This is a genomic window from Nonomuraea sp. NPDC050733 (assembly GCF_040654215.1).
In the GTDB taxonomy this organism is placed as follows: Bacteria; Actinomycetota; Actinomycetes; order Streptosporangiales; family Streptosporangiaceae; genus Nonomuraea.
Genome location: NZ_JBFAHO010000021.1, coordinates 70,231 through 95,708 on the forward strand (window position 1 = coordinate 70,231; position 25,478 = coordinate 95,708).

22 protein-coding genes are annotated in these 25,478 nt (G+C 72.9%); 9 read left to right on the plus strand and 13 right to left on the minus strand.

Features of this window, described 5'->3' with window-relative positions; genetic code table 11:
* Positions 1-6 precede the first annotated feature (6 nt).
* Positions 7-1,014, plus strand: a complete 1,008-nt coding sequence (locus AB0H64_RS27925) for a LacI family DNA-binding transcriptional regulator (RefSeq protein ID WP_357630174.1) — start codon at positions 7-9, stop codon at positions 1,012-1,014.
* 30 nt (positions 1,015-1,044) lie between these two features.
* Here AB0H64_RS27925 and AB0H64_RS27930 read toward each other — a convergent pair whose 3' ends face one another.
* From AB0H64_RS27930 to AB0H64_RS27955, 6 genes are all read right to left on the minus strand, one after another.
* Positions 1,045-2,019: a C40 family peptidase gene (locus AB0H64_RS27930; RefSeq protein ID WP_357630177.1), complete on the minus strand. Its 975-nt coding sequence runs from the start codon at positions 2,017-2,019 to the stop codon at positions 1,045-1,047.
* 245 nt (positions 2,020-2,264) lie between these two features.
* On the minus strand, positions 2,265-3,047 hold the full coding sequence (locus AB0H64_RS27935; protein WP_357630179.1) for an alpha/beta hydrolase: 783 nt from the start codon (positions 3,045-3,047) through the stop codon (positions 2,265-2,267).
* Positions 3,044-4,519 carry a glycoside hydrolase family 43 protein gene (locus AB0H64_RS27940; RefSeq protein ID WP_357630182.1) on the minus strand — a complete coding sequence of 492 codons (1,476 nt, stop codon included), beginning with the start codon at positions 4,517-4,519 and terminating at the stop codon, positions 3,044-3,046. Before AB0H64_RS27940 ends, AB0H64_RS27935 begins: the two co-directional genes overlap by 4 nt.
* Positions 4,520-4,739: 220 nt before the next feature.
* Positions 4,740-6,308, minus strand: coding sequence for a DUF3502 domain-containing protein (locus AB0H64_RS27945; protein ID WP_357630185.1), 1,569 nt, complete (start codon positions 6,306-6,308; stop codon positions 4,740-4,742).
* Positions 6,309-6,336: 28 nt separating this feature from the next.
* Entirely contained in the window at positions 6,337-7,203 is an 867-nt protein-coding gene (locus AB0H64_RS27950; RefSeq protein WP_357630187.1) for a carbohydrate ABC transporter permease, read from the minus strand.
* A complete protein-coding gene (locus AB0H64_RS27955) occupies positions 7,200-8,186 on the minus strand; it encodes an ABC transporter permease subunit (protein WP_357630190.1) in 987 nt (328 codons plus the stop codon). Before AB0H64_RS27955 ends, AB0H64_RS27950 begins: the two co-directional genes overlap by 4 nt.
* Before the next feature lie 247 nt (positions 8,187-8,433).
* Between AB0H64_RS27955 and AB0H64_RS27960 the strand changes: the two genes are divergently transcribed.
* From AB0H64_RS27960 to AB0H64_RS27980, 5 genes are all read left to right on the plus strand, one after another.
* Positions 8,434-9,420, plus strand: a complete 987-nt coding sequence (locus tag AB0H64_RS27960; RefSeq protein ID WP_357630193.1) for a hydroxyacid dehydrogenase — start codon at positions 8,434-8,436, stop codon at positions 9,418-9,420.
* A gap of 255 nt (positions 9,421-9,675) precedes the next feature.
* The gene (locus AB0H64_RS27965; RefSeq protein WP_357630196.1) at positions 9,676-10,737 is read left to right on the plus strand and encodes a LacI family DNA-binding transcriptional regulator; all 1,062 of its coding nucleotides are present in this window, start codon (positions 9,676-9,678) and stop codon (positions 10,735-10,737) included.
* 310 nt (positions 10,738-11,047) lie between these two features.
* The gene (locus AB0H64_RS27970) at positions 11,048-11,401 is read left to right on the plus strand and encodes a hypothetical protein (RefSeq protein ID WP_357630198.1); all 354 of its coding nucleotides are present in this window, start codon (positions 11,048-11,050) and stop codon (positions 11,399-11,401) included.
* Positions 11,398-11,727, plus strand: coding sequence for a hypothetical protein (locus tag AB0H64_RS27975; RefSeq protein WP_357630201.1), 330 nt, complete (start codon positions 11,398-11,400; stop codon positions 11,725-11,727). The genes AB0H64_RS27970 and AB0H64_RS27975 overlap by 4 nt, the downstream gene beginning before the upstream one ends.
* Positions 11,728-11,743: 16 nt before the next feature.
* Positions 11,744-12,883, plus strand: coding sequence for a hypothetical protein (locus tag AB0H64_RS27980; protein WP_357630204.1), 1,140 nt, complete (start codon positions 11,744-11,746; stop codon positions 12,881-12,883).
* Between the two features lie 77 nt (positions 12,884-12,960).
* Here AB0H64_RS27980 and AB0H64_RS27985 read toward each other — a convergent pair whose 3' ends face one another.
* From AB0H64_RS27985 to AB0H64_RS28000, 4 genes are all read right to left on the minus strand, one after another.
* Positions 12,961-14,811, minus strand: coding sequence for an FAD/NAD(P)-binding protein (locus tag AB0H64_RS27985; protein ID WP_357630207.1), 1,851 nt, complete (start codon positions 14,809-14,811; stop codon positions 12,961-12,963).
* 59 nt (positions 14,812-14,870) lie between these two features.
* Positions 14,871-15,347, minus strand: coding sequence for a hypothetical protein (locus AB0H64_RS27990; RefSeq protein ID WP_357630208.1), 477 nt, complete (start codon positions 15,345-15,347; stop codon positions 14,871-14,873).
* A gap of 176 nt (positions 15,348-15,523) precedes the next feature.
* Positions 15,524-16,168: a response regulator transcription factor gene (locus tag AB0H64_RS27995; RefSeq protein ID WP_357630211.1), complete on the minus strand. Its 645-nt coding sequence runs from the start codon at positions 16,166-16,168 to the stop codon at positions 15,524-15,526.
* Complete coding sequence (locus AB0H64_RS28000) at positions 16,165-17,310, minus strand: histidine kinase (protein WP_357630214.1); 1,146 nt, start codon at positions 17,308-17,310, stop codon at positions 16,165-16,167. Before AB0H64_RS28000 ends, AB0H64_RS27995 begins: the two co-directional genes overlap by 4 nt.
* A 119-nt stretch (positions 17,311-17,429) precedes the next feature.
* On the opposite strand from AB0H64_RS28000, the gene AB0H64_RS28005 reads away from it, so the two are divergent.
* Positions 17,430-18,449 carry a DUF418 domain-containing protein gene (locus AB0H64_RS28005; RefSeq protein WP_357630217.1) on the plus strand — a complete coding sequence of 340 codons (1,020 nt, stop codon included), beginning with the start codon at positions 17,430-17,432 and terminating at the stop codon, positions 18,447-18,449.
* 14 nt (positions 18,450-18,463) lie between these two features.
* Here the strand turns inward: AB0H64_RS28005 and AB0H64_RS28010 are convergent, their stop codons facing one another.
* Positions 18,464-19,048 carry an XRE family transcriptional regulator gene (locus AB0H64_RS28010; protein ID WP_357630219.1) on the minus strand — a complete coding sequence of 195 codons (585 nt, stop codon included), beginning with the start codon at positions 19,046-19,048 and terminating at the stop codon, positions 18,464-18,466.
* 76 nt (positions 19,049-19,124) lie between these two features.
* On the opposite strand from AB0H64_RS28010, the gene AB0H64_RS28015 reads away from it, so the two are divergent.
* Positions 19,125-20,705, plus strand: a complete 1,581-nt coding sequence (locus tag AB0H64_RS28015; protein WP_357630220.1) for an FAD-dependent oxidoreductase — start codon at positions 19,125-19,127, stop codon at positions 20,703-20,705.
* A gap of 19 nt (positions 20,706-20,724) precedes the next feature.
* Here the strand turns inward: AB0H64_RS28015 and AB0H64_RS28020 are convergent, their stop codons facing one another.
* Both AB0H64_RS28020 and AB0H64_RS28025 read right to left on the minus strand, forming a co-directional pair.
* The gene (locus AB0H64_RS28020) at positions 20,725-21,318 is read right to left on the minus strand and encodes a TetR family transcriptional regulator (RefSeq protein WP_357630223.1); all 594 of its coding nucleotides are present in this window, start codon (positions 21,316-21,318) and stop codon (positions 20,725-20,727) included.
* Between the two features lie 26 nt (positions 21,319-21,344).
* Complete coding sequence (locus tag AB0H64_RS28025; protein WP_357630224.1) at positions 21,345-22,349, minus strand: aldo/keto reductase; 1,005 nt, start codon at positions 22,347-22,349, stop codon at positions 21,345-21,347.
* A 334-nt stretch (positions 22,350-22,683) separates the two neighbouring features.
* Between AB0H64_RS28025 and AB0H64_RS28030 the strand changes: the two genes are divergently transcribed.
* The gene (locus AB0H64_RS28030; RefSeq protein ID WP_357630227.1) at positions 22,684-25,461 is read left to right on the plus strand and encodes an AAA family ATPase; all 2,778 of its coding nucleotides are present in this window, start codon (positions 22,684-22,686) and stop codon (positions 25,459-25,461) included.
* The last annotated feature ends 17 nt before the right edge of the window (positions 25,462-25,478 follow it).

Genomic DNA, 25,478 nt, shown 5'->3' on the forward strand with positions numbered 1-25,478 from the left:
GGAACGATGTCGAGCATCAAAGAGGTCGCGCGCCTCGCCGGCGTCTCCGTCGGCACCGTGAGCAACGTGCTCAACCGCCCCGAGCTGGTGGCTCCCGAGACGCGGCTGCGGGTTCAGACGGCGGTCACCCAGCTCGGCTACGTCCGCAACGGCTCGGCGCGTCACCTGCGGGCCGGGCGCAGCAGGACCATCGGCGTGGTCGCGCTCGACCTGTCGAACCCGTTCGTCATCGACGTGCTGCGCGGCGTCGAGAGCGCGGCCGAGACCGCGGACCTCAACGTGATGGTGGTCAACAGCAGCAAGGACGCCGCCCGCGAGGCGCGGCTGCTGGAGATGTTCGAGGAGGAGCGCCCCTTCGGGGTGCTGATCACGCCGGTGAACGCCGAGGGCCAGGAGCAGCGGCTGGGCAGGCTCGTGTCCCGCGGCATCCCGGTGGTGCTGTTCGACAGCTCGTCGCGGCACGGCCGGGGGTGCGCCGTCGCCTCCGACGACGTGCTCGGCGGCCGGCTGGCCGGCCTGCACCTGCGGGAGCGGGGGCATCGCCGCATCGCGTTCGCGGGCGGGCCGTTCACCGTCCGCCAGGTGGAGGAGCGCCACCGCGGCCTGGCCGGCGTGCTGTCGCCGGCGGACGAGCTGACCGTCATCCCGCTGCCGGACCTCACCGTGGGCACCGGCCGCACGGCCGGCAGGGAGATCGCCGCCCGGCCCCCCGGCGACCGGCCGACGGCGGTGTTCTGCGCCAACGACCTGGTCGCGCTCGGCGTGCTGCAGCAGCTGACACAGTACGGCCTGCGGGTGCCGGACGACGTCGCGATCCTGGGCTACGACGACATCGACTTCGCGGCCGCGGCGGCGGTGCCGCTGTCGTCGATCAGGCAGCCGCGCGAGCAGCTCGGCCACACCGGCGCGCTCATGCTCCTGGAGGAGGCCAACCACCCGGACTTCCACGAGCACCGCCAGGTCATCTTCCAGCCCGACCTCATCGAACGCGCCTCCACCGCCTTCACCCGCTGACCTCCTTCGCGGACGCCCCGGCCTGGCCCGTCAAGGGCGGACGGCACCGAGCAGGCGGTTGCGCCAGTAGTCGTCCAGGTCGACCACCTTGACGACGTCGCCGGTCTGCGGTGCGTGGACCATCTTCCCGTTGCCCGCGTACATGCCCATGTGTCCCAGCCCTCTGCTGAAGAGAAGGTCCCCGGGGCGCAACGCGTCCAGGGGGACCCGGCGGGACGCGCCCCAGCTCCACTGCGTCCACGTCGTCCGGGGCAACGCGACCCCTGCGGTACGCCAGGCGGCCTGGGTCAGGCCGGAGCAGTCGAAGGAGCCCGGTCCGGTGCCGCCGTACCGGTACGGCTTGCCGACCTGGGCGAAGGCGAACTGGAGGGCCACGAGCGCGTTGCCGGAGGCCGGTCCGGTGTACGTGATGCCCGTGCTGTCGGGGTCGCCGGCCCGGAACGTGCCCAGCCTCCGCAACAGCCTGGTCTGCTCGGCCACCAGCTTGTCGACCTTCGCCTTCTCCCCGCGTACCTTCTCGCGGGCCGTTTCGGCCTCCGCCAGCACGCTCCGGGCCTCGTCGCGCCGGTCGCGCAGGTCCTTGGTGGCCGCCCGGAAGGCGAGCAGCTTCGCCGTCCGGCTGTCCGCGATCTGCTCAAGGGAGGCCATGCCGCTCAACATCGTTTGCGGGCTGCCTTCGTAGGCGACTCTTCCCCACGTCGTGATCGGGCCCAACTGGTAGTCGCTGACCGCCGCCGTGACGAGATCCCCGCGAAGCGCTTCCGCTCGCGCGTCCTTGCGTCCGACCTCGGCGTCGAGGACGTCGTGCTTCTCCTTGGCCTTCTTGTACGCCTCGGTGGCCTGGTTGTACCGCTCGACCATCTGGTCGGCCCGCTCGTTCAGCTTCACCAGCTTGGCCCTGACCCTGGCCGGCGACGGCTCCGCGGCGGCGACACCGGCGTTGGAGACCAATGCGCCGGATGCCAGCGCCGCGACCGCTGCCAGCTGCCCAAGCCTTGTCGGCACGGCCACTACGATGCCTCCTCGTAAAAACCCACCCTTGGGCCAAGATCGTACAGAAGCGGCGGGCCTTGTTATCCTGTTCGTGGCAATTGTCGTCGGGAGCGAGACGTACTATCTCTCATAGCAGGGCAAGCACCGGCCCATCCCTGGATACGGATGCCGTCTCGAGCGCGTTCAGTGGCGCGGCGAGGATCGTCAGCCGCTCGCCCGGACCCGGGCCCGTCCGGCTGTCGTAGGCTTCTCACTTGTCAGCGATCTTGTTGATCGAGGTCGCCGTGGGCCCCCACCGAGAGGTCCTGCCAGTCGTCCCTGGTCTTGAGCCGGTCGCCCCAGGATGCCACCAGGTCCACGAACGCAGCGGGACGGTCCAGGTGCAGGAAGTGCCCGGCTTCCGGCCACAGCACGGTCGCCGAGCGCCGGTGTCCGGACAGTCCCGCCTCCCACCGCGCCGCCTCCGGGACATCGTGTACGGCGAGCACCGGGCACGTCCGCCTGGCCAGGTAACGCTCGGACTCCCGGCGCACCCCGAACGCGCCCGGCACGGTGTACATCCCGGCGTAGCACTCGGCCAGCACGTGACCGGGTGTGGCCAGCAGTTGCCCGGTGATCGGCGGGGGCAGCGGCCCGAGCTGCCGCGACGCCGCGGCAGCGCCGTCGGCGCGCAACGCCGCCAGCCGCCCGGGGATGAGCCGTTCCTCCGCCTCGTCCGCGCCGTAGGCGGGGGCGACGACCACCAGAGCGCTGACCAGCTCCGGATGCTCCACCGCCAGCGCGGTGACCACCTGGGCGCCCATGGAGTGCCCGATGGCCAGCACCGGCTCGTCCAGCAGCGGGAGCAGGTCGCGGGCCAGGTCCACCGGCCGATACCTGGTCGCCGGAGCCGGGGACCTGCCATGGCCGCGCAGGTCGGGGGCGATCACCCGGCGCTCGCCGAAGTCCAGCGCGCGCCACACCCGGTGGTCACCGCCCCAGCCGTGCACCAGGAGCAGCGGGGGTCCCTCACTCCCCCGGGTCTCCGCGTACACGTTCACGTGTCGTACCGGATCTGCTCGAACCGCGCGGCACAGCCCTCACCCGCCAGGTCCTGCACCCAGAGTCCGACGAACGCGCCGGTGAAGCCGAACGAGCGCACGTGACCGTCGACGAACTCGTCGGCGTGCTCGTCCGACAGGATGGTCGCGTCCAGCTCGGGGCCGTCGTTGAACCGCACGACCGGCCCGTCGAGCTCCACCCGCAGCCTGACCTCGGGCCCCGCCGGGCCGAGCAGGCGCTCGGTGCGGGTGCCCCGGTCGCTGCTGGTCAGCACCAGGCCGTCGGTGGTCAGTGCGAGGTAGTGCCAGTTGCGTGAGTTGTAGTACGCGGTGATGCCCGCCGCCTGATGGACGCTGTCCGGCTCGAACCGCATGACCGTCTCAAGCGAGCACTGGCGCGCCGTGACCGGGCGGGCGACCAGGCTCGGGCTGCGCAGGCCGTACGGGGACTGCCCGCCCCGGACGGTGAGGCCGCCGGGGCCGGCGACCAGCCAGTCCGGTGAGGCGGGCCGCCGCAGCGTGCTCCAGTCCGGTCCGAGCCCGCCCGGGGAGTCCTCGGTCACCGGCCACGGATGGGCGGGCAGCGCGGGCGGGACCACCTCGACGGCGGGCACACCGCCCGCCACGCGCGGCCAGCCGTCCTCCCAGACCACGCGCTGCAGCGCGGTCTCACGCCCGAGCACGCACCTGCGGTTGTGGTACGGCCGCGCCACGAGGTGGGCGACGTACCACTCCCCCGTCTGCGTCCGCACCAGGCAGCCGTGCCCCGCCTTCTGCAGCTCCAGGCTCGGGTCGTGCCGCGAGGTGAGCATCGGCCCCGCCGGATCCTCCTCGTACGGCCCGGCCGGCGAGCGGGACCGCAGCACCGTGATCCCGTGCTCGAAACCGGTGCCTCCCTCGGCCACCATCAGGTAGTACCAGCCGTCGACCTTGTAGAGGTGCGGACCTTCGGTGACGTTGCGGTTGGGCAGGATCAGCTCGGGCTTGCCGCCGTCGAGGGGTTGCAGCTCGATCCCGGCGAACCCTCGTCCCGGCCGGGAGTCGAAGACCATGGTGAGCAGCTGGCTCCGGCCGTCCTCGTGGTAGAGGGCGGCGTCGAACCCGCGGCCGGGCAGCCGTACCGGGTCGGACCACGGCCCTTCGATCGAAGGCGCGGTGATCAGGTAGTTGGCGATGTCCTTGTATCCGAGGGCGTAGTTGTCCATCACGCCGTAGACGAGGTGGAACAGCCCGTGGTGGTGGGTCAGGTCCGGCGCCCAGACGCCGCCGGAGTCGGGCACGCCGGACAGGTCGAGCAGCCTGCGCTCGGTCAGGATGCCGCCCAGCGGACGCCAGTTCACCAGGTCGCGCGAGTGGTGGACGCGTACGCCCGGGTACCACTCGAACGTGGACGTGGCCAGGTAGTAGTCCTCCCCCACCCGCAGGATCGACGGGTCCGGGTGGAAGCCGGGCAGGACGGGATTGCGGATCATGCGAGCTCAGTCCTCCAGGAAGAGCACCACGGTGCTGAGCGGTCCGATCTCGATCGGGCGGCCGAGCGGAACGCGGCGGCCGGTGACGAGATCACGGGCGTGACCGGAGCCGGTCACGTGCATGGTGCGGGCGCTTCTCGCCGTTCCGTAACCAGGTGGCGGCGGCCGGCGTGCCGGCGGACGCCGGCACGGCTCGGCGGCTGAGGTGGTGCGCCATGGGTCACTGGCCCTTCAGGTAGGCGTCGGCCTGCTTGGCCAGCTCCGCCTGCACCTTGGCCAGGCCGGCCCTGTCCAGGGCCTTCTTCAGCTTGTCCAGCCCCTGGTCGACATCGACGGCGCCGATGAACAGCGGGTTGGCGAACTGCGTCATGGCCGCGGTGATCTGGGTGTTCTCCCGCTTCACCGGCTCGGGGTCGGGGACGAAGCTGGCGTACGGGTCGACGGTGAAGTTGTCGATGTCCTGCGCCCAGTCGAACCAGGTCGTCTCGGACTCGGTCATGTCCTTGATCCGGCGCTCCAGCTTGGCCCGCCAGGAGAGCCCGAAGCCCGGGAACGTGTAGGTGGACAGCATCTCGTACTTGTCGTCCCCGACGGGGTTCCAGTCCTTGCCCTGGACGCCGTAGGTGATCAGGTCGTGGTTGTCCTTGATGGACAGCCAGTCCTCCAGTTGCATGGCCTTCTCGTTGTTCTGCCCCTTGGCGTTGAGCACGAGGAAGTTGTCGGCCTGGAAGGTCTGGTACGGCTTGGCGTCCTTGCCGCCCTTGAGCGGCATCACGTTGGCCAGCGTCGCCCCGGGGACGTTCTTGGCCAGCTCGGGGAGAAGCTGCGAGGTCAGGCCGTCGGTCATGGCCCAGGCGGTGGCGAAGCGGCCGGCCTTGAGCTGGGATTCGAGCGCCTTGGAGTCGAGGGTGAGCGCGTTCTTGTTGATCAGCCCGTCCTGGTAGTACTTGCGGACCAGGCGGAGCGCGTCGACCATGCCCGGCGCCTCCCAGAACGGCACCGGGTGGGAGGAGCCGGTCTGCTTGCCGTCGGCGGCGAGGACGAAGGCGAGCGACTCGCCGGTGAAGGAGACGATGCTGGTCCGGGGGTTCTCCCACATGGAGGGGTTGAGCCAGCCGACCGGGTTCCACGCGACGAGCAGCTTGGGCATGCGGGAGTTCACCCCGATCGGGATGATGTCCTTGTTCTTCTGCTTGACGGTGTACCAGAACCTCTCCAACCCGGAGAAGTCCGTGATCTCGCTCATTCCGTACTTGTCGGCAAGATCCTGACGAACGGCGAAGTGGTGGAAGCGGGCGACCGAGTTGATCTGCGGCAGGCCGTACAGCTTTCCGCCCCAGCGGTTCAGCTCGATGATCTTCGGGTCGATCGTGGCGGTCAGGTTGGGGTACTTGCCGCTGGACAGCAGGCCGCTCAGCTCGACGATCGAGCCGCTGGCCGCGAGCTGGGACATGTTGAGCCAGCGCGCCTGCAGCGCGGTGTCGAACCTCTCCCCCGCGGTGAACTTCAGCAGCGTCTGCTGACCGTAGTTGGCCCACGGGATGAACTGCGGCCTGACGGTGAAGCCCAGGTCGGCCTGGAGCTTCTTGTTGACCTCGGCCAGGACGGCGTCCCAGCCGGCCGGCACGTCGCCGGGAAGCAGCAGGCTCAGCGTGAGCGCTCCGCCGCTCCGGGCGCCGCCGCCGGTCTGCGGCTGCTGGGAGTCCGAGCAGGCGGCGAGAAGGGCGGCGAGGGACAGGCCGCCGCCGGTGGCCAGCAGGCGGCGCCGCGACATGATGGGGTGGGACACGGTTACTCCTGAGATGCGGGGAGCGGAATCAGCCCTTGGTGGCCCCGAGGGTGATGCCCTTGACGAAGTAGCGCTGGGCGAAGGGGTAGGCGAGCAGGATCGGGCCGATGGTGACGGCGGTGAGGGCCAGCCGGAGCTGGTAGACGGGGGTGGCCGCCTCGGCGAGCTGCGGCAGCATCTGCGTGAACGAGACGTTGGAGATGAGGTTCTGCAGCACGAGGGGGAGCGGGAACTTGTGCACGTCGTCGATGAACAGCAGCGCCATGAACCAGTCGTTCCAGTAGTGCACGGCGTAGAAGAGGCCGATGACGGCGAGGATCGGCTTGGACAGGGGCAACGCGATCGTGAAGAAGATGCGCAGCTCCCCCGCACCGTCGATCTTGGCCGACTCGAAGATCGACTCGGGGAGCTGGCGGAAGGCGTTGACCTGGACGAAGACCAGGAACGGCATGACCAGCAGCGGCAGGATCACCGAGAAGTAGCTGTTCTGCAGCTTCAGGTACTGCGTGACCAGCAGGTAGAGGGGCACCAGGCCGCCGGAGAACAACATCGGCAGGTACGAGAAGACGGTCAGCGGCCGGCTGATGCCGGGCAACCGGCGGGCGATCACCCAGCTCAGCCCCGAGGTCACCGCCAGGGACAGGGCCGTCCCCACGACCGTGATGAAGACGCTGGCGACGTAGGCGTCCAGCACCGCCGGACCCGTGAAGATCATCTTGTAGGCGGTGAGGTCGAAGGCGGCGGGGAACAGGCTGTACCCGGTCGTGGCCAGCTCCGACTCGCTGGTGAACGAGCCCGAGATGATCATCCAGAACGGGATCGCGCAGGCGAGCACGGCGAAGGCCACGCCGATGATGCTGACGACGGTGAACGGTTCCAGCTTCTTGGCGCTCATAGGATGCTGGTCTCCTTGGAGTACTTGCGCTGGATCAGCACCGCGATCACCACGAGGACGAAACCCACCACCGACTGGAACAGGCCGACCGCGGCGGTGGTGCCGAAGTCACCGAGCTGGCGCAGGGCGCGGAAGACGTAGGTGTCGATGACATCCGTGCTGTCGAACAGGGTGCCGTTGTCACCGACGATCGCGTAGATGGTGCCGAAGTCGCCGTAGAAGATGCGGCCCACCCCCAGCACGAGCAGGACCGCCGTGGTGGGCTTCAGCAGCGGGAGGGTGATGCGCCAGGCCATCTGGGCCCGCGAGGCTCCGTCGATCATCCCGGCCTCGTAGACCTCCTCGGGGATGCCGGTGATCGCGGCCAGGAAGATGACGCTCAGGTAGCCGCCGAGCTGCCAGATCTTCACCACGGTGAGGATCCACGGCCACGGTCCCGGCTCCGTGTACCAGTCCACGGCGGGGAACCCCAGACCTCCGAGGGCGTCGTTGACGGCCCCGCCCCCGCCGGAGGCCCCGGCCAGCAGCACCTGCAGGATGATGCTGATCACGACCGGGGAGACGAAGTAGGGGAAGAAGACGACGGACTGGGAGACCCGCTTGAAGAAGGTGCTGCGGATCTCGTTCAGCATGATCGCCAGAATGATGCCGGCGGCCAGCGTCGCGACCAGGAACAGGATGTTGAGGAAGAGGGTGTTGAACAGGATCCTCGCCGCGTCCCCGGACTCCAGGAAGTAGGCGAAGTTCTCCAGGCCGTTCCACGGGCTGTCGAAGATCCCCAGATTGACGTCGAACTGCTTGAACGCCACCACCAGGCCGGCCATCGGCAGGTAGTTGAAGACCAGGAAGTAGACGACCGCCGGCAGCGCGAGCAGCCCGATGATCCAGTTGCCGCGGGCCGCTCCGAGCCGGACACGGCGCCTGCCCGGCGGCCCGGAAGGCGGTCTCGTCTGAGGCTCTTGCCTCGTCTGTAGCGTGCTCATCACCGAAGTCCCGTCGCGAGGCGGCAGCAGATGGTTTCGACGTTGATAGAAACCGGTCGCTGCGAACGCTACGTCCGAGCGGCGGACACGTTCAAGGTTGCGTTACGGAGACGTTACACAACGGCTTCAGGCAACCTGAGCATCCTGGTACGGGGCTTGCATGATCCCTCACGACGGACCGTTGACCATGTTCGGCCGTGCTCCTAGATTAGAAACCGGTCTCTACCCCGAATGGAGGGCTTTCCCAGTGTCCCCACGCCCGAAGGCGCTGTTCGCCATGAGCGAGGAACATCTCGCCCTGCTCTTCCCCGCGCCCCTGCTGCGGCGGCTGGACACGCTGGCCGACATCGACGTCACCCTGGTGGCCGAGCGCTTCGACGACCCGCGCCTGCCGCTGGCCGACACCGAGATCCTCCTCACCGGCTGGGGCTGCCCGCCGCTCGACGAGGCGCTGCTGGCCGCCGCCCCGCGCCTGCGCGCCGTGCTGCACGCGGCCGGCTCGGTGAAGAGCCTGGTCACCCCCGCCTGCTGGGAACGCGGCCTGCTGGTCTCCTCGGCCGCCGCGGCCAACGCCGTCCCGGTGGCCGAGTACACCGTCGGCGCGATCCTGCTGGCCGGCAAGGGCGTCTTCGCCCTCAACGAGCGCTACCGGCGCGAACGCGCCTTCACCCTCGCCAAGATCGAGCAGGGCATCGGCAACAACGGCCGCAGGGTGGGCATCGTGGGCGCCTCCCGCATCGGCCGCAAGGTCCTCGAACTGCTGGCGCCGTACGACCTGGACCTGTGCCTGTACGACCCCTACACCCGGGTTCCGGGCGTGCCGCAGGCGTCGCTGGAGGAGCTGCTGCGCCGCAGCGACATCGTCAGCCTGCACGCCCCCGCCACCCCCGAGACCTGGCACATGCTCGACCGCGAGCGGCTGGCGCTGATGCCGGACGGCGCGGTGCTCATCAACACCGCCCGCGGGTCGCTGGTCGACACCGACGCGCTGGTCACCGAGCTCAGGTCCGGGCGGCTGTCCGCGATGCTCGACGTCACCGAACCGGAGCCGCTGCCGTCCGACTCGCCGCTGTTCGACCTGCCCAACGCCTTCCTCACCCCGCACATCGCCGGCTCGCACGGCAACGAGCTGTCACGGATGGGCGCCGCCGTCGTGGACGAGCTGGAACGGCTGAGCGCCGGGCTGCCGCTGGCGCACCGGGTGCACCACGACGACCTGGACCGCGTGGCCTGATGGGACGGTGCGGCTCCGTGTGGCGCGCGAGCGCGCCGTCCGCGACAATCGAGCTGCTCTGACTCGCCGTGTCCGCCGGACTTCCCGTCCGCTGCCGAGACCGGCCGGGCCACGCTTCGCGTGGTGCTGCGCGAGCCGTGCTCGGCACCACCGCTTCGCCTGACGACTGAGGACCTGACGACTGAGGAAAGGTGCGCCTTGCCACGAAAGCCGGGAAACCCACAGCACGCCGCGCCCACGCCGCGGAAGGCTGCCGTGGACGACGACGAGCGCGCCACGATCCGCGACGTCGCCGCCCGGGCCGGGGTCTCCGCCTCCACCGTCTCCCGGGTGATCAAGGGCGACTACCCGGTCGCGCAGGCCACCCGCACGCGCGTGCTCCGCGCCATGCGCGAGCTGGACTACGTCCTCAACGTGCACGCCCGCGCCCTGTCCGGAGCCAGCACCCAGATGGTCGCCTTCGTGCTCGACGACGTCACCGGCCCCTCCTTCGCCTACGTCGCCAAGGGCGTCGAGCAGCAGGCCACGGCCGAAGGCCGGCTGTGCATGGTCTGCACCACGCACGGCGATCCGGAGCGCGAGCTGCGGGTGGTGGAGGCCATGCGCGAGCAGCGCGCCGACGCGGTGATCCTGGTCGGCGGCGGCTCGGCCGACGACGCCTACCGCCGGCGCATGACGCACTTCGCGCACGCCCTCGACAAGGCCGGCTCGCGGCTCGTGCTCTGCGGTCGTCCGCCGCTCGGTGACGACGTGCCGACCACCGTGGTCGAGTACGACAACGAGGCCGGCGCCTACGCCATGACCAGCCACCTGCTCTCCCACGGCCACCGCCGGATCGTCTACCTCGGCGCCGCCACCGCCGAGGACCAGAACACCACCAAGATCTTCCGCGTGCGGGGCTTCCGCCGCGCGCACGAGGACCACGGCGTTCCCCACGACCCGGACCTCGTCCTGCCCTGCTCCTTCTCCCGAAGCGCCGGCTACGAGGCCACCAAGCGCCTGCTGGCGGCCGGGACGGAGTTCACCGCGATCTTCGCGGGCACCGACATGGTCGCCGCCGGGGTGCTGGCCGCGCTGCGCGAGGCGGGCGTGCGGGTGCCCGAGGACGTGTCGGTCGCGGGCTACGACGACATCCCGCTCGCCGCCGACCTGGTGCCCGGGCTCACCACGGTGCACATCCCCACCGAGGAGCTGGGCCGAACGGCCGTACGGCTGGCGCTGGACCTCAGCCAGCCGCAGCATGTCGTCCTCGGCACGCACATCGTGGTCCGCGGCTCGGTCGGCAAGAGGAGCGTCACGCCGCACCAGGGCGCGTGAGCAGGCATCAGCCGGGATCATCGCACTGCACCGTGACTCGCCTGCCGACCTGATCTGGCCGGCGTCACAACCGCACGACCAGGCGCTTCGCCCTTGCCGGGTTCCGCGATCGGCCGGTCCCTTGCCCGGCCTTGACGCCTACATGCCTGTTATGTATAACTGGCTGCCATGATCACGCGCGGCTGCCCGTCGACGTGAGGGACGTTTCCCACCTCGACAAGCCTGCAAGCCGACCGGGAGGCCCCGACGGCGCCGATCATCTTCGGCCGTCTCGTGATCCGGTTTCCCGGAAGTGTTCTGGAGGTTGTGCATGACTGCCGATCAGGAAGCCGATGAGCCCCGCGGTCGAGGCGAGTCCGCCGCGGGCCAGGTCGTCGCCGTGGTCGGGGCCGATGGGCTGCTCGAACACCTGCGCCTGAATCCCCGATCGCTGCGCATGGGTTCCGAGGAGCTCGCGGAGCACGTCGTCTCAGCCGTACGGGCGGCACAACAGGATCAGATGGCGCGTGCCGGCGAGCCTCCGCCCGACGCGGAGGCGGAGGCCATCGATCCGGCCGAGCTGATGCACCGGCTGGACGAGCTCGAGGTCCAGTCCCTCCGCGACTTCGCGTCGTTGAACGCGACCCTGGACGAGATGCTGCGGCGCATGGAGGGAAACAGATGACGGGCGTGCCAAGTGATCGCGAACAGGTGTCGGCCAGCCTCGGCGGACGGGAGACGGCGGGTCGGAACTACCGGATTCTGGCCGACGAGTACGCCCAGCTCGCCGCGGGGTTGCGCGGCAGCCTGAGCGGCGGCCTGCTGGACCTCCCGGAGATCAACGGCCCGTACGGCGAGCTGGTCTCGAACCTCCATGAAAGGTGCCGGGAGATGGAGACGCGGCTGCGCCACGCGGGCGACGGACAGGTGAAGGGGGCGGCCACGTTCAGGGAGACCGAGGACGCCATCACCGAAGCCACCGGCCGCATCCGACAAGCGCCCGAGGCGTGAGCATGGGAGGTGCGCGATGACAGACATCGACTACGGTCTCCTCGGGATCAGCCCGCTCCCGGACACCAGCGCGGTCAGCGGACATGCCGACGCGCTGGGCAAGGCCGCCGAATTTCACGGGCAGCTCCAGAATGCCGGCGCGCTGGCCTTCCAGCCCGCCAGTGGAGATCAGGGTGGGAGCGCCGACGCGACGCGCACCTACCTGGCGGGCCAAGGGGGCGTCCTGCCGGAGGCAGGACAGCTCTCCCACCACGTGGCGATCGCGTCCGGCGGCGTGTCCGTCTCGGGGAAGACCGTCGTATGGGCGGCGGGGGGCATCGCCGCCGCCTCCGTGATCGCGACCCTGGCCATGCGGGCCAGTGCCGTCAATCCCCAGGGCCTGGCCGTCCTGGCCCGGGTCAGAGCGGTGGCCCGCCAGATGTACAGCAACATGCGCGTCCTCACCGCGAAGGAGGGCCGCATCCTGAAGATCACCGCGGACGAGCTGAAGCTCGCCCGGAAGGCGAGCCTTGACCTCTCGAACGGCGCCAGCCCGGCGATCGGATTCCGCCTGGAGCGGGCCAACACCCTTCTGGCGAGGGCCGAACGCCCGCTGCTCACCCGCGAGGGCCAGATCCGGACGATCACGAGCGATCTGGCGGACGCCCGCCGGTACGAGCAGGCGAGGCTGAAGCTGAAGGGCGGGCTCGGCCCGGAGGACTTCCACGACTACACCGGCGGCGTGTACAGGTACCAGCCGCAGCTGAACCCCTATCTGACACGGGTGGAACAGGCCGATCTGGAGCGCCACGCCCGAACTGTGTACAACGAGTTGCGCCCCGTCGGCGACACCGTGTCGGCCCGCGTGAGCGAGGCCCGCACGCACCTGCGAGCCGTCGACGATCTGGCCAGGGACCATCCCGGTTTCGACGTGAGCGAGGTCGGCAGGTCCCGGCAATGGGCCGACGACCTCGTCACGCGCGCCAGGCAGGCGGACCGGGACCTGGACGACCTGAGGTTCGATTTCGCGCCCAAGGTGACCGTGCACGGGAATCCCGGGGGCGGGTTGGCCGCCGAGCAGCCGCACTACCACCCGAGCGGCCGCGTGTGGACGGGGCCGGGCCAGACACAGGAGTATCGCGACGTGCCCCCGTACGGGGACATCCCCGGAGTCTAACGGCGATCCACGAGCCGAGCGCGTGCTCGGCCGAGCCGCGGCGCCCGGTGTGGCGGTGTCCGAAGGCGCCCGGCGGGTCAGGCCGCGGCGGTCAGGCGGGCACCCGCCACCTGGGTCAGCACGGCGCGCGCCACCGCGTCCGCCTGGCGCAGCATGGCGTCGTCGCCGCCGGGGCGGGCGAACCCGGCGGCGCCTCCCGCCGTCCACGGCCCGAGGGCGAATCGGCGGGGATGGACGTCGCCCGCCCGGCTGATCAGCCGCCGGTCCGTCAGGCGTACGTCCAGCAGCCCCCAGGTCTCACGGCATTCGCCCCGGCCGTACAGACCGGCGACCAGCGGGTCGGCGGCGCGGCTCACGTCCGGTTCGGGCAGCCGCGCCTCGACGAGGACCCGCGCGCCCACCGAGCCGGGCACGGCGGTGCCTGACGCGCGCCAGCCGGCGACCCGCTCGTCCTGCTCCACGCGGAGGCCGCCGCCGAGGAACGTGACGACGCCCGCCCTGGCCAGCGCCCGCAGCTCGGCCAGCCGGGACACGGGCGGGCCACCGGCCAGGAAGCGGAACAGCCGCTCGAACCACGGATCGGGCGCCCTGTCCGCCAGGACCGCACGGGCGGAGCGAAGGCCGTGGATCATGGCCAGGTCCGCGCTGTTCGCCGGGTCCGCCCGCCGCTCCAGTCCGGCGGCCAGGTAGCCGTGCATCCACCGTTGCAGCCCGGCCAGGTCGCCGAAGCGCATGCCGTGCAGCGGCCGGTCCAGCCGGTCCAGGTTCAGCCGGTCCGCGAAGCGGGGCACGGACCGGGTGACCAGCGCCCGCATCTCCTTGCCGCCCCACTCGGCCCGTTCGAAGGCGGCCTCGAAGGCGTCCCAGCCCGTCCGGGTGCGCGCCGGGTGCGCGGTGAACAGCTCGTGGTAGTACGTGTACGCCAGCTCCTTGGCGACGGCCTGCCGCAGCTCCTCCGGCGGGGTGGCGGAGGTGAGGAACCTGGGCAGGAGGGGCGGCGGACCGGTGCGCGGGCGGCCGGGCCCGGCCTGGTACGGCACGCCGCGCCGCGAGCCCACGTACAGGAGCGGCTCGGCGCCGCTGGGCAGGTAGACGAGCTCGCCCCCGCGCCCGCTCGTGAACCGGCCGCCCCGCTGCGACGTGAGCAGCGCCACGAGCCCCGCGAACGCCTGCCCGGCGCCGCGCACCAGCACCGGCTCCCCCGCCGGGAGCGGCCCGGGGTCGACCGCGTCCCCGGAGGGCAGGTACAGGAGCCCGTGGCGGGCGGCGAAGGCGGCATGCCCGGCCTCGTCCGGCGACGGCCGCACGCCGTGCTGTCCCTGCGCCAGGATGACCGCGTCGGCGTCCAGCCGGGTCCCGCCGGACAGCTCCACCCGCTCCCGGCCTGCGGCTCCGGTGAGCCCGACCGCCCGATCCCGGTGCAGGTGCACCCGGACGCCGCGCGGCGCCCCGCGCACGGCCCGCTCGAACGCGTACGCCAGGTAGCGGCCCACCTCGGACCGGGCGGGGACGTACCCCGGCTCGCGGCCGAGCCACTCCGCCAGCGACGGCCCCGAGCCGACCGGTCCGGGACGGCGCGCCGGCGCGTCGCCGAACGGCCCGCCGGCCGGTGACGCCCCGGCGAAGCGCCCGCCGGGCAAGGGCCCGTCCGCGTAGGACCCGCCGTCCGGGGACACGTCCGCGAAGACGGTCACGTCGCCGGCCGCCGAGGTGGCGAGCAGCCGCTCGGACTGTCCGGCCCGCCACGCGCGGCCCGCGCCGTGCGGGTACGGGTCCACCACGTGCACGTCCAGGCCGCCGTCGCCGATCAGGTCCGGGGCGTTGGCGCAGATCCGTTCGAGCACGCACGTGCCCGCGGGCCCGGCGCCGACCACCACGACCGCGGCCGGCCGCCTCCCCCGTTCCGCGTAGCCCTGTATCATGATCATGAAACTACGCGGACCGCGAGGGAATGTCAACATTTCCTACTTGATATACATGTTTACTCTCACAGCCGCTCGCCCTCGGTGTCGAGGCGGGTGAAGGTGGCGGCCTGGACGGCCGCGCGGGCGGCGAGGACGTGCCCGTTGCACACCTTCGTCTCCGTCCCGGACGGGTCGGTCACCTTCCAGGTCACCGGTTCGGGGCATGGCCGGCCGGTCCGGTCGTCGTTCCAGGTACGGCGGCACACCCGGCAGGTGGTGACGCCCGCGGCGGCGGAAAGGGTGTTGCCGTGCTCGGGGCAGACGCCCCACGGGATGCCACAGGGCTGCTCGGGCTGGGACCGCAGCCTGGCCAGGTCTCCGGCCGCGCGCTGAAGGTCCTCACCGCCCCTCGCCAGCCAGTCCGCGGCGTGCCGCGCCGCCCGGAGCCGGTCACTTTCGGGTGAGCCGGCGGGCTCGCTGTCGCACAGCGACCGGACCTCGGCGGCGAGGGCTTCGGCGCGGCTCGCGAGATCGCGCAGTTGCGCGGGTGTGACGGTCAAGATGCCTCTCATCTCATCAAGACCGCCGTGGTGGCGGCCGGGAGGTGGTTGCGCTGCTGCGTGTGGTGACCGCGGCGCCCCCGTGGCCGCGTGACGACACGGTGGTTCGACGTCTCCCCACCCTCATGATGCCTCCGCGCCGGCGGCGGCGCGTTGCGGCGGCACGCGGCGACGGGTCAGACGGCGCGGCTCTCCCAGGCCCAGGCGGCGATCTCGACCCGGTTGCGGGCGCCGAGCTTGGCCTGGACCCCGGCGACGTGGCCCTTGACCGTGCTCAGCGAGATCGACAGCTCGGCGGCGATCTCCTGGTTGGTGCGTCCCCGGGCGACGGCCCGTACGACCTCGGCCTCACGCGCCGACAACGGCCGCGCGGGCGTGCGGGCGGCGCCCCGGGCGTCCGCGAGGCGGCGCAGCAGCCGCAGGGTGAGCGACGGCGAGATCAGCGCGTCACCGGCGTGCGCGGCCCGGACGGCCTCCACGAGCAGGGCGGGGCCGGCGTCCTTCAGCACGAACCCGGCCGCGCCGCCGCGCAGCGCGCCCTGGACGTACGCGTCGAGATCGAACGTGGTGACCACGACCACCCGCAGCGGGTCCGCCACGCCGGGGCCCGCCAGGGCGCGGGTCACCGCGACGCCGTCGAGGCGGGGCATCTGGACGTCCACGAGGCACACGTCCGGGCGCAACTCGCGGGCCAGCGCGACGGCCCGCTCGCCGTCGGCGGCCTCGGCGACCACGCTGATGCCGGGCTCGTCCTCCAGGATGATCCGCAGGCTGGCGCGGACCATCGCCTGGTCGTCGGCCAGCAGCACCCTGATGGTCATCCGCGCTCCCGGGGAGGGAGGGGCAGCGTGGCCCGCACGGCCCAGCCGGCGGCGTCCGGGCGCGGGCCCGCGGCGAACGTGCCGCCGAGGGCGTCGAGCCGCTCCCGCATCCCGGCCAGGCCGTACCCGCCGCGGTGCAGGAAACGGGCCGGGGCGGGCGGGGCGTCGTCGGTGACCTCGACCGTGAGGGTGTCCAGGTCCTCGGTGACGCAGACCGTCACCGTGCGGGCGTGGGGGGCGTGCCGGGAGACGTTCGTCAGGGACTCCTGCACGATCCGGTAGACGGTACGGGCCATCTCGGGCGGCCACACCGGCTCCTCCTCGGGCAGGGTCAGGCGCACCGGGGGACCGGCGAACCGCTCCACCAGCTCCCTCAGCCGCGCGGGCGGGTCCGGAGGAGGCGCGTCGTCGCGCAGCAGCCCGACGGCGCGGCGCGCCCCGGCCAGCGCGTCGGAGCCGGCGGCCTCGATGTCCGCCAGGCAGTCGTCCACCCGCTCGGGGTGCCTGCGGGCGACGACCCGGGCGGCCTGCGTCTGGAGCACCACGCTGGTGACGTGGTGGGCGACGACGTCGTGCAGCTCCCGGGCCAGCCGCAGGCGCTCGTCCCGGCGTACCCGCTCGACCGCGGCCTGGCGGCGGGCGCGGAGCAGACGCGCCCCCAGGCCGAGGCCGACGGCGGCGAGCCACGCCGCGCCGTTGAGCACCGCCACGGCGGGACGGCCGGAGAAGGAGGCCAGCGCGGCGGGGGCCACGGCGAGCCCGCCCGCCGCGATGCCACCCGCCTGCCGCCACGGCAGCGCCCGGACGGCGGAGCCGGTGAGCACGGCCAGGGCCAGCGCCATGGCGGGGCTCGGCTCGGCGGGCAGGTGGGCGAGGCGGGCGGTCAGGATGGCCGCCGCCGCCACGGCCAGGCCCGCGACGGCCGCCCGGACGCGGTGACGGCGCCGCAGCAGCGCTAGCCCGCACACCACCGCCCCGGCGGCGGCCCCGAACCACCAGGACGCGCCGCCCCAGCTCACCGCGATCCGGTACGCCACGAAGACGATCGTCCCCGCGAACAGCCCGCCCAGCCCGGCCTCCACCACCCACCTGCGCACTCCGGCCAGGTCCGTGGCGGGATCGGCGAGGCGCGCGGAGGTCACGACGTACAGACTAGAGATCCGCGCGCCTGCGGTGAACCGGCCGAAAGTACCGTCCCGCCCGGCCGAACCCTGCTTTCGACCGGTGCCCCGCCCGCGGTCCCCACCCGGAGGATCGCCCCATGTCACCTGAGACGTCACCTGAGCTGTCACCTGAAACCCACTCCCCGGCTCCGGGCAGGCCGCGGATCGCGGCGCTCGACGTCGTGCGCGGGTTCGCCCTGTGCGGGATCCTGCTCGCCAACGTCCAGCCGATCGCCAACACCGGCCCCGCCCTGGGAAACCCCGCGGCCATCCCGATGAGCGCGTGGATGGGCCTGTTCGTGGAGCAGCGCTTCTTCCCGATCTTCTCGCTGCTGTTCGGCGTCGGGTTCTCGCTGCTGCTGCGCTCCGCCGGGGAGCGCGTCGAACGGCCGCGGCTGCTCCTGCTGCGCCGCCTGCTGACGCTGCTCGCGATGGGGCTCGTCCAAATGTTCCTGCTGTGGCGCGGCGACATCCTGACCATCTACGCCGCCGTGGGGCTCGTGGTGCTGCTGCCCTCGACGTGGCTGCCCCGGTGGGCCGTGGCCGGGCTGTCCCCGGTGCTCCTGGTGGCGGCGCTCCTCGGCAACGGCGGGCCCGCGCTGGTGCCGGGCCTGTTCCTGCTGGGCTCGGCACTGGTCCGGTACGGGGTGGTGGACCGGATCGAGTCGTCCGCCAAGGGGCCCGCGGCGGTCGGCCTGGTCCTGCTCGCGGGGGCGGTCCCCGCGCTGTGGGTGCAGCGGAGCCACGGGCCCGGCCCGGTCGCCCTCTGGTTCCCCCTGGCCGGGCTGCTCCTGGCAGGGGTGTACGTGTGCGCGCTGCTGGTCCTGCTGAGGACGCCGCTCCGGCCGGCGTTGCGGGCCGTGTTCGCGCCGCTGGGCCGGATGGCGCTGACGAACTACCTCACGGCCACGCTCCTCGTCCTCGCGGCGGGCCGGCTGCTGCACGTGGAGTACGCCGCGTCGTGGACGGCGGTGTACGTCACCGCCGCCATCGTCCTGCCGGCTCAGTGGCTGGTGTCCACCCTGTGGCTGCGCCGTTACCGGCAGGGGCCGATGGAGTGGCTCTGGCGCTGGGCGACCTGGGGCAGCCGCCCGCCCTTCCGGCGCCACGGCGGCTGAGCGGGCTGCGGGAGTCAGCTCGCCTGCGGTCGGGCGCGGACGTGCAGGCGCTCGCCCTGCGGGCCGAACAGGCTGAGGACTTCCGCCGGCTCCGGGCCGGGATTGGAGATGCGGTGCGGCAGGTGGGTGTCGAACTCGGCCGCCTCGCCCGCCGTGAGGACGAGGTCGTGCTCGGCCAGTCGCAGCCGCAGCCGGCCCGACAGCACGTACAGCCACTCGTAGCCCTCGTGCGTCTTCGGCGTGGCGTCGCCGGTGGGCGTGCCCGGCGGGAAGATCTGCTTGAACGCCTGGAGGCCGCCCGCGCGGCGGGTCAGCGGCAGGAACGTCACGCCGTGGCGGACGATCGGCTGCGGGCGCACGCGGGGGTCGCCCGTGGCCGGCGCTCCGACCAGGTCGTCCAGCGACACCTGGTGGGCCTTGGCCAGCGGCAGCAGCAGCTCCAGCGTGGGCCTGCGCCCGCCCGACTCCAGGCGCGACAGCGTGCTCACCGAGATGCCGGTCGCCTCGGCGAGCTGGTGCAGCGTCGTTCCCCGCTGCCTGCGCAGCGCGCGCAGTCGGGGGCCCACGGCCGCCAGGACCGCGTCCTCGTCGTTTGCCATAACGGCAACAATACTTGTCGAACTCGCCATCCGCACGGCACCTTTGCCGCAACGGACGAACGGCAAGGAGAGCCGCATGACGGACGAGACGTACGACGTGGTGGTGGTGGGCGGCGGCCCGGCCGGGCTGAACGGGGCGCTGGCGCTGGCGCGGGCGCGCAGGTCCGTGCTGGTGGTGGACTCCGGCGAGCCCCGCAACGCCCCCGCCGCCCACATGCACAACTACCTGGGCAGGGACGGCACCCCGCCCGCCGAGCTGCTGGCCGACGGCCGCGAGGAGGTGGCCCGCTACGGCGGCGAGGTCGTCACCGGCCGAGCCGTCACCGCGGCGCGCCAGGACGGCGGTTTCCTCGTGACGCTGGACGACGGCCGGGGGGTGCGGGCACGGCGGCTGCTGGTGACCACCGGGCTCACCGACGAGCTGCCCGACGTGCCCGGCCTGGCCGGGCGGTGGGGCCGCGAGGTGCTGACCTGCCCGTACTGCCACGGCTGGGAGGTACGCGACCAGCGGATCGGGGTCCTGGCCACCGGGCCGATCTCGACGCACCAGGCGCACCTGTGGCGGCAGTGGAGCCCGCACGTGCTGCTGCTCCTGCACCGGGCTCCGGCTCCCGGCGCCGAGGAGGCCGAGCGGCTCGCGGCGCGCGGCATCACCGTCGTCGAGGGCCCGGTCGCGGCCGTGGAGGGGTCGGGCGACCGGCTCACCGGCGTGCGGCTGGCCTCGGGCGAGGTCGTCGAGCTGGACGCCTTGGTCGTCTCGCCGCGGCTCACCGCCCGCGCCGGGGTGCTGGAGTCGCTCGGGTTGAAGCCCGTGGAGGTCGAGATGGGCGGGCAGATCGTCGGCGACCGCATCCCCGCGGACCCCACCGGGGCCACGGCCGAGCCCGGCGTGTGGGTGGCGGGCAACGTGGCCGACCCGCGTGCCCAGGTCATCACCTCCGCCGCGGCGGGGCTCAGCGCGGCGGCGGCGATCAACGCCGACCTCGTCGCCGAGGACGGCCGCGTCGCCGTCGAGGCGTACCGGCACCAGATCGGCACCCTGTTCGAGGAGGCCGCCTGGGAGGAGCGCTACCGCTCCCGGCCCGCCGTGTGGAGCGGCCGGCCGAATCCGCAGCTCGTGACCGAGGCCACCGGGCTGGCCCCGGGGCGGGCGCTGGACGTGGGCAGCGGCGAGGGCTCCGACGCGGTGTGGCTGGCCGAGCGCGGCTGGCGGGTGACGGCGGCCGACATCTCGGTCACGGCGCTGGAGCGGGGCGCCGCCCACGCCGCCGCCGCGGGCGTCGCCGACCGCGTCGAATGGGTCCAGGCGGACCTGCGCGAGCACGAGCCGGCCGAGGGGGCGTACGACCTGGTGTCGTCGCAGTTCATGCACCTGCCGGGCGAGACGCGGCGGCGGCTGTTCGCCCGGCTGGCCGCCGCGGTCGCGCCGGGCGGGACGCTGCTGATCGTCGGGCACCACCCGCGAGACCTGCGGACCACGGCGAACCGCATGCACTTCCCGGACATGATGTTCACGGCCGAGGAGGTGGCGTCGTCGCTGGACCCGGCCGCGTGGGACGTGCTGGCCGCCGAGGCCCGTCCGCGCCCCGCGGTGGACCCGGAGGGACGTGACATCACCATCCACGACGCCGTCCTCGTGGCCCGCCGCCGCCCCTGAGCCCGGCCCGGCGCCGCGGTCAGGCGGCCCGCAGGCCGCGGATCAGCAGGTCGACCAGGGCCGTGAACTCGGCGTCGATGCCGGGCTGGTCCCACTCGCGGGCGTAGGCCGGGTCGTGGAAGCGGCCCGAGGCGTCGAAGACCGCGCGTGCCAGCACCTCCGGCGTCGCGCCCGCCGCCGCGAAGTCCCCCCGGTCGAGCCCCTCGCCGATGATCTGCGCGAGCTGGCCCGTGAGGTCGGCGCGGTGGCGGTCCACCACCGCGCTGCTCTCCCCCACCAGCACCATGTACGTGGCGAACAGCTCGGGATCGTCGCCGACCTTGCGGCGCTTGGCCGAGAACAGCTCGGCCAGCCAGCACCGCAGCCGCTCCTCCGGGGCGCCGGAGCCGGCCACGACGCCCGACAGCGACGCGGACGTCCGGTCGAGCCAGCGCTGGGTGACGGCCTCGCGCAGCGCCGTCTTGGTGCGGAAATGGCGGTAGACGCTGCCGTGGCTGACCCCGAGCGCGCGGGCCACGTCGACCACGGTCGCCTTGGCGGGGCCGTGGCGGCGCAGCACCTCCTCGGTCGCTTCGAGGATGCGCTCGGCGGTGAGGACGTCGGTCGTGGCCATGGTGACGACCGTACCGGGTGCCGGCGTCAGCGCTCGCTGTCGAGGAAGGCCATCTGCGCCTCCGGGTAGCGCTCGCCGGCGGCGGCGTCGGCGGGCACGGCCCGCTCGATGGCGGCGAGGTCGGCCTCCTCCAGCGTGACGTCCAGCGCGCCGAGCGCCTCGGCCAGCCGCTCGCGCGTGCGGGAGCCGACGAGCGGCACGATGTCCTCGCCGCGCGAGAGCACCCAGGCGATGGCGATCTGCGCGACCGTGACGCCCTTGCGCTCGGCGATCTCGCGCAGGGCCTCGACGAGGCCGAGGTTGTGGCGCAGGTTGTCGCCCTGGAAGCGGGGGGAGTGCGCCCGGAAGTCCCCGGCCGACAGCGTCCGGTCCGGCGTGAAGTGGCCGGAGATCAGGCCCCGCGACAGCACGCCGTACGCGGTGATGCCGATGCCCAGCTCGCGCGTGGTGGGCAGGATCCGCTCCTCGATGCCGCGGGAGATGAGCGAGTACTCGATCTGCAGGTCGGCGATGGGCGCGGTGGCGGCGGCCCGGCGGACGGTGTCGGCGCCGGCCTCGGACAGCCCGATGTGGCGGACGTACCCGGCCTGGACGAGCTCGGCGATGGCGCCGACGGTCTCCTCGATGGGGACGTCCGGGTCGACGCGCGCGATGCGGTAGACGTCGATGTGGTCCACGCCGAGCCGCTGGAGCGAGTACGCGGCGAAGTTCCGCACCGCGGCGGGGCGGCCGTCGTGGCCGATCCACGCGCCGTCCGGGGCGCGCAGCGCGCCGAACTTGACGCTGATCAGGGCCTGATCGCGCAGCCCGGCCGGGGCCGTGCGCAGCGCCTCGCCGATCAGCATCTCGTTGTGGCCCATGCCGTAGAAGTCGCCGGTGTCGAGCAGGGTGACTCCGGCGTCGAGGGCGGCGTGGATCGTGGCGACGGCCTCGCCGCGGTCGGCCTCGCCGTACAGGGCGGACATGCCCATGCAGCCGAGCCCGAGGGCGGAGACACGTGGTCCGGTCGATCCGAGTGTACGAGTGAGCATGAGGACTCCTTGCGGGATGTGCTGCCGTCGTCAGTCCTTACCACTATGGCATTACAGATGACAGATTTCAATCTTTGTCAGTTGTTGGTGATCCGTGTCGTGGTACGGCATCGAAGGGAACGCGTCCATACGCGCTCCGGACGCGGCAGGATCACGTGAGGGTCCCCGCACTCTCCTGCGACTCACGGTGTACGGGTGCCTCGCATCGTTTCCGTCCACCGTCGACGCAGGTGATCCAGGCTCGCGACAGGGGTGTATGCGGTTGGTGGGATTGATCGAGCCGCCAGGAGGGCCGCCAGGAGGGCGGCCAGGAGGGCGGCCAGGAGGGCGGATCGTGGGCCGGGCCGCGGAGTTGGCGGCGATCGACGAGCTCATCGCGGCTTCCGCCGATGGGCGTGGGACGGCCGTGATGATCGTCGGCGAGGCGGGCATCGGCAAGTCGCGGTTGCTGGCGGAGGCGGCGGCCCGGGCCTCGGCGGCGGGCATGGAGGTGCTGGCGGGCCGGGCGGTGCCGGCGGGCGGCACGTACCGGGCGCTGGCCACCGCGTTGGTCGGTCGGTTGCGGGACACGGTGCTCGTGGGCGACGTCGAGCTGCGCCCGTATCGGGCGGCACTGGGGCGGATCCTTCCCGATTTCGGGCCGGTCGGAGATGCCGAGAGGGCCGACCCGATGGTGGATCCCGCCGTGGTGGTCGGGGAGGGCGTGCTGAGGCTGCTGCGCGTGGTCGGCGCCGGACGCGGATGCCTGCTGGTGCTGGATGACCTGCACTGGGCCGACCCGGACACGCTCGCGGCCCTGGAATACCTGGTCGATCAGGTGACCGACCAGCGGATCATGATCTGTGGGACGGCGCGTGAGGAGCCGCGTACCGCGGATCAGATCGAGCGGATCTGCCGGCGGCCGGCCGTGCGGGTGCTACGGCCTGCCCGGCTGGACGCGGCTCAGGTGGCAGAGTTGGCCGGCGACCGGGCCGGGGTGACGCTCGCGGCGGCGACTGCCTCGTTCGTGGTGGAGCGCTGCGACGGGCTGCCGCTGCTGGTGGAGGAGCTGACGGCGGGGCTGCGCGAGACGGGCGTGGATCTGGCCGCCCCACGGGGGGCGTTGAACGACATCGCGGTGCCGCCGACGTTGCGGGCGCTCGTCAGTGAGCGGATGGCGGCCCTGACCGGGGAGCATCGCCGGCTGCTGCACGTGGCGGCGGTGGTGGGGGTGGACCTGGGCTGGGACGTGGTGGCCTCGGTGGCGCAGGCGGACGAGCCGGTGCTGCTGACGGGTCTGCGCGCCGCCACCCAGGCGCATCTGCTGCGTACCGAGGCCGGGGAGCTGACCTGGCGGCACTCGCTCACCCGCGAGGCGGTGCTGGCGGGATTGCTGCCGCCGGAGCGGGCCGCGATGGCGCGCCGCGCCGCGGAGCTGCTCGACGGCGGTGGCGTCGGTGAGACCGACGTACGGGCCGCCGAGCTCCTGGCCGCGGTGGGAGAGCGTGAGCGGGCCGGCCGGATCCTGCTCCGGCCGGCCCGCCACGATCTCGCACGAGGGGCGTTACGCAGCGCGCAGGCGCTGCTAACTCGCGTGGAGGCCACCGGCGCGATCCGCGTCGCCTGGGCCGTCGAGCAGGTCCGGTTGCTGACGTTGGCCGGCGAGGTGGAAGCGGCGTTGCGTACCGGGGAACAGGTCATCGACACCGCGACAGGGGACGAGTACGTCGAGCTTTGCCTGCAGTTGGCCCGTAGCTCCATCGTGGGCGGACGCCGGGCGGCGGCGATCGAGTACGCCGAGCGAGCCGGCCGGCCGCACGATCCGCGTTTCGCCATCGTGCGGGCCGACGCCGCCTACGGCGAGGGAGATCCGCAACGCGCCGACGCCCTCGCCGCCGAAGCGGTCCGCGAGGCGGAGCGCTCCGGCGACGGCGAGTCCCTGGCGGGTGCGCTGCTGGTGCAGGGGCGCTGCCTGGCCCGACACGATGCGGCTGCGGCGCGGGCGGCGTTCGGGCGGGCGGTGCAGGTGGCCGCTGAGCGCGGTCTGACCCCGCTGCGCGTGGCCGCCCTGTTCCACCTGGCCGCCGTTCAGCGCGGGCAGCCCGACCCGCCCGCGCTGGCCCAGGCCCGCGAGATCGCCGAGTCCGCCGGACTGCTGGGGCAGTTGGCCTCGATCGACTTGCTGGTGGCCGACCTGGCGCTCGTGGCGCGCGGTCCTCACGCCGGTGAGCCGGTGGCCCGCCGCTGTGCCGAGCTGGCGGCACGGCTGCGGCTGACGAGCGTACAGGCGGTCGCCGAGCTGTTCGTCGCGGCCGCCCACGCAGGCGCCGGGGACCGCGACGGCGTGGAGCGATGGCTGCGCCGGGCCGGAGCCCGACCGGACGCGCCATGGGAGGTGCGGGCCGGTCTTGACCTGGTACGCGCGATCTGCTCGGTGGTGGCCGGAGACCTGCCGGGAGCGGCCACGCAGGCCGACGACGGCTGCGCGATCCTGGCCGCTCACGCCTCGGCCGCCCCCACCCACTGGTGGGGGCTGTGGCTGCTGCTGCGCGAAGTGACCGGCCACGAGCCGCAGGACGCCCGCGCGGTGTTCCAGCGCGCCCGGGCGGGCCGCCGGCGCATCAACCGGGGCGCGCTGCTGTATGCCGACGCCGTCGCCGCGGGCCGCGCGGGCAGGGCGGAGGAGTCGGCGCAGGCGCTGGCCCGCGGGGATGCGGCGATCGAGGCGCATCCGTGGTGGCATCGGCTGCTGCGGCTGCCGGTGTGGACCGCCGCGGTGACCGAGGGATGGGGCGATCCCGTACCCGGACTGCGCGCCGACCTGGCCTGGCACGAGGTCAACGGCGATGAGGCGCTGGCGCGGCGGTGCCGGGACCTGCTGCGGCGGGCGGGTGCGCCGTCCCGCCGCGGCAGGGGCGCGAGCGTGCCGCCCCGGCTGCGCGCCGCCGGGGTCACCGACCGTGAGGCCGAGGTGCTCGCCCTGGTGGCCGAGGGACTGGGCAACGCGCAGATCGCAGCACGGCTGCACCTGTCCGTACGCACGGTGGAAACCCACGTCAGCCGGCTGCTGGCCAAGACCGGCGCGGCCGACCGGATCCAGTTGCGTACGTACGCGCCCCGTCAACGTCAGTAGCCGGCACGGACGCGCAG

Coding starts and splice junctions, on each gene's coding strand:
- AB0H64_RS27925 (WP_357630174.1), top strand. CDS start 7: ATGTCGAGCATCAAAGAGGTCGCGCGCCTCGCCGGCGTCTCCGTCGGC.
- AB0H64_RS27940 (WP_357630182.1), bottom strand. CDS start 4,519: ATGATCCGCAATCCCGTCCTGCCCGGCTTCCACCCGGACCCGTCGATC.
- AB0H64_RS27950 (WP_357630187.1), bottom strand. CDS start 7,203: ATGAGCGCCAAGAAGCTGGAACCGTTCACCGTCGTCAGCATCATCGGC.
- AB0H64_RS27955 (WP_357630190.1), bottom strand. CDS start 8,186: ATGAGCACGCTACAGACGAGGCAAGAGCCTCAGACGAGACCGCCTTCC.
- AB0H64_RS27970 (WP_357630198.1), top strand. CDS start 11,048: ATGACTGCCGATCAGGAAGCCGATGAGCCCCGCGGTCGAGGCGAGTCC.
- AB0H64_RS27975 (WP_357630201.1), top strand. CDS start 11,398: ATGACGGGCGTGCCAAGTGATCGCGAACAGGTGTCGGCCAGCCTCGGC.
- AB0H64_RS27980 (WP_357630204.1), top strand. CDS start 11,744: ATGACAGACATCGACTACGGTCTCCTCGGGATCAGCCCGCTCCCGGAC.
- AB0H64_RS27985 (WP_357630207.1), bottom strand. CDS start 14,811: ATGATCATGATACAGGGCTACGCGGAACGGGGGAGGCGGCCGGCCGCG.
- AB0H64_RS27995 (WP_357630211.1), bottom strand. CDS start 16,168: ATGACCATCAGGGTGCTGCTGGCCGACGACCAGGCGATGGTCCGCGCC.
- AB0H64_RS28005 (WP_357630217.1), top strand. CDS start 17,430: ATGTCACCTGAGACGTCACCTGAGCTGTCACCTGAAACCCACTCCCCG.
- AB0H64_RS28010 (WP_357630219.1), bottom strand. CDS start 19,048: ATGGCAAACGACGAGGACGCGGTCCTGGCGGCCGTGGGCCCCCGACTG.
- AB0H64_RS28015 (WP_357630220.1), top strand. CDS start 19,125: ATGACGGACGAGACGTACGACGTGGTGGTGGTGGGCGGCGGCCCGGCC.
- AB0H64_RS28020 (WP_357630223.1), bottom strand. CDS start 21,318: ATGGCCACGACCGACGTCCTCACCGCCGAGCGCATCCTCGAAGCGACC.
- AB0H64_RS28025 (WP_357630224.1), bottom strand. CDS start 22,349: ATGCTCACTCGTACACTCGGATCGACCGGACCACGTGTCTCCGCCCTC.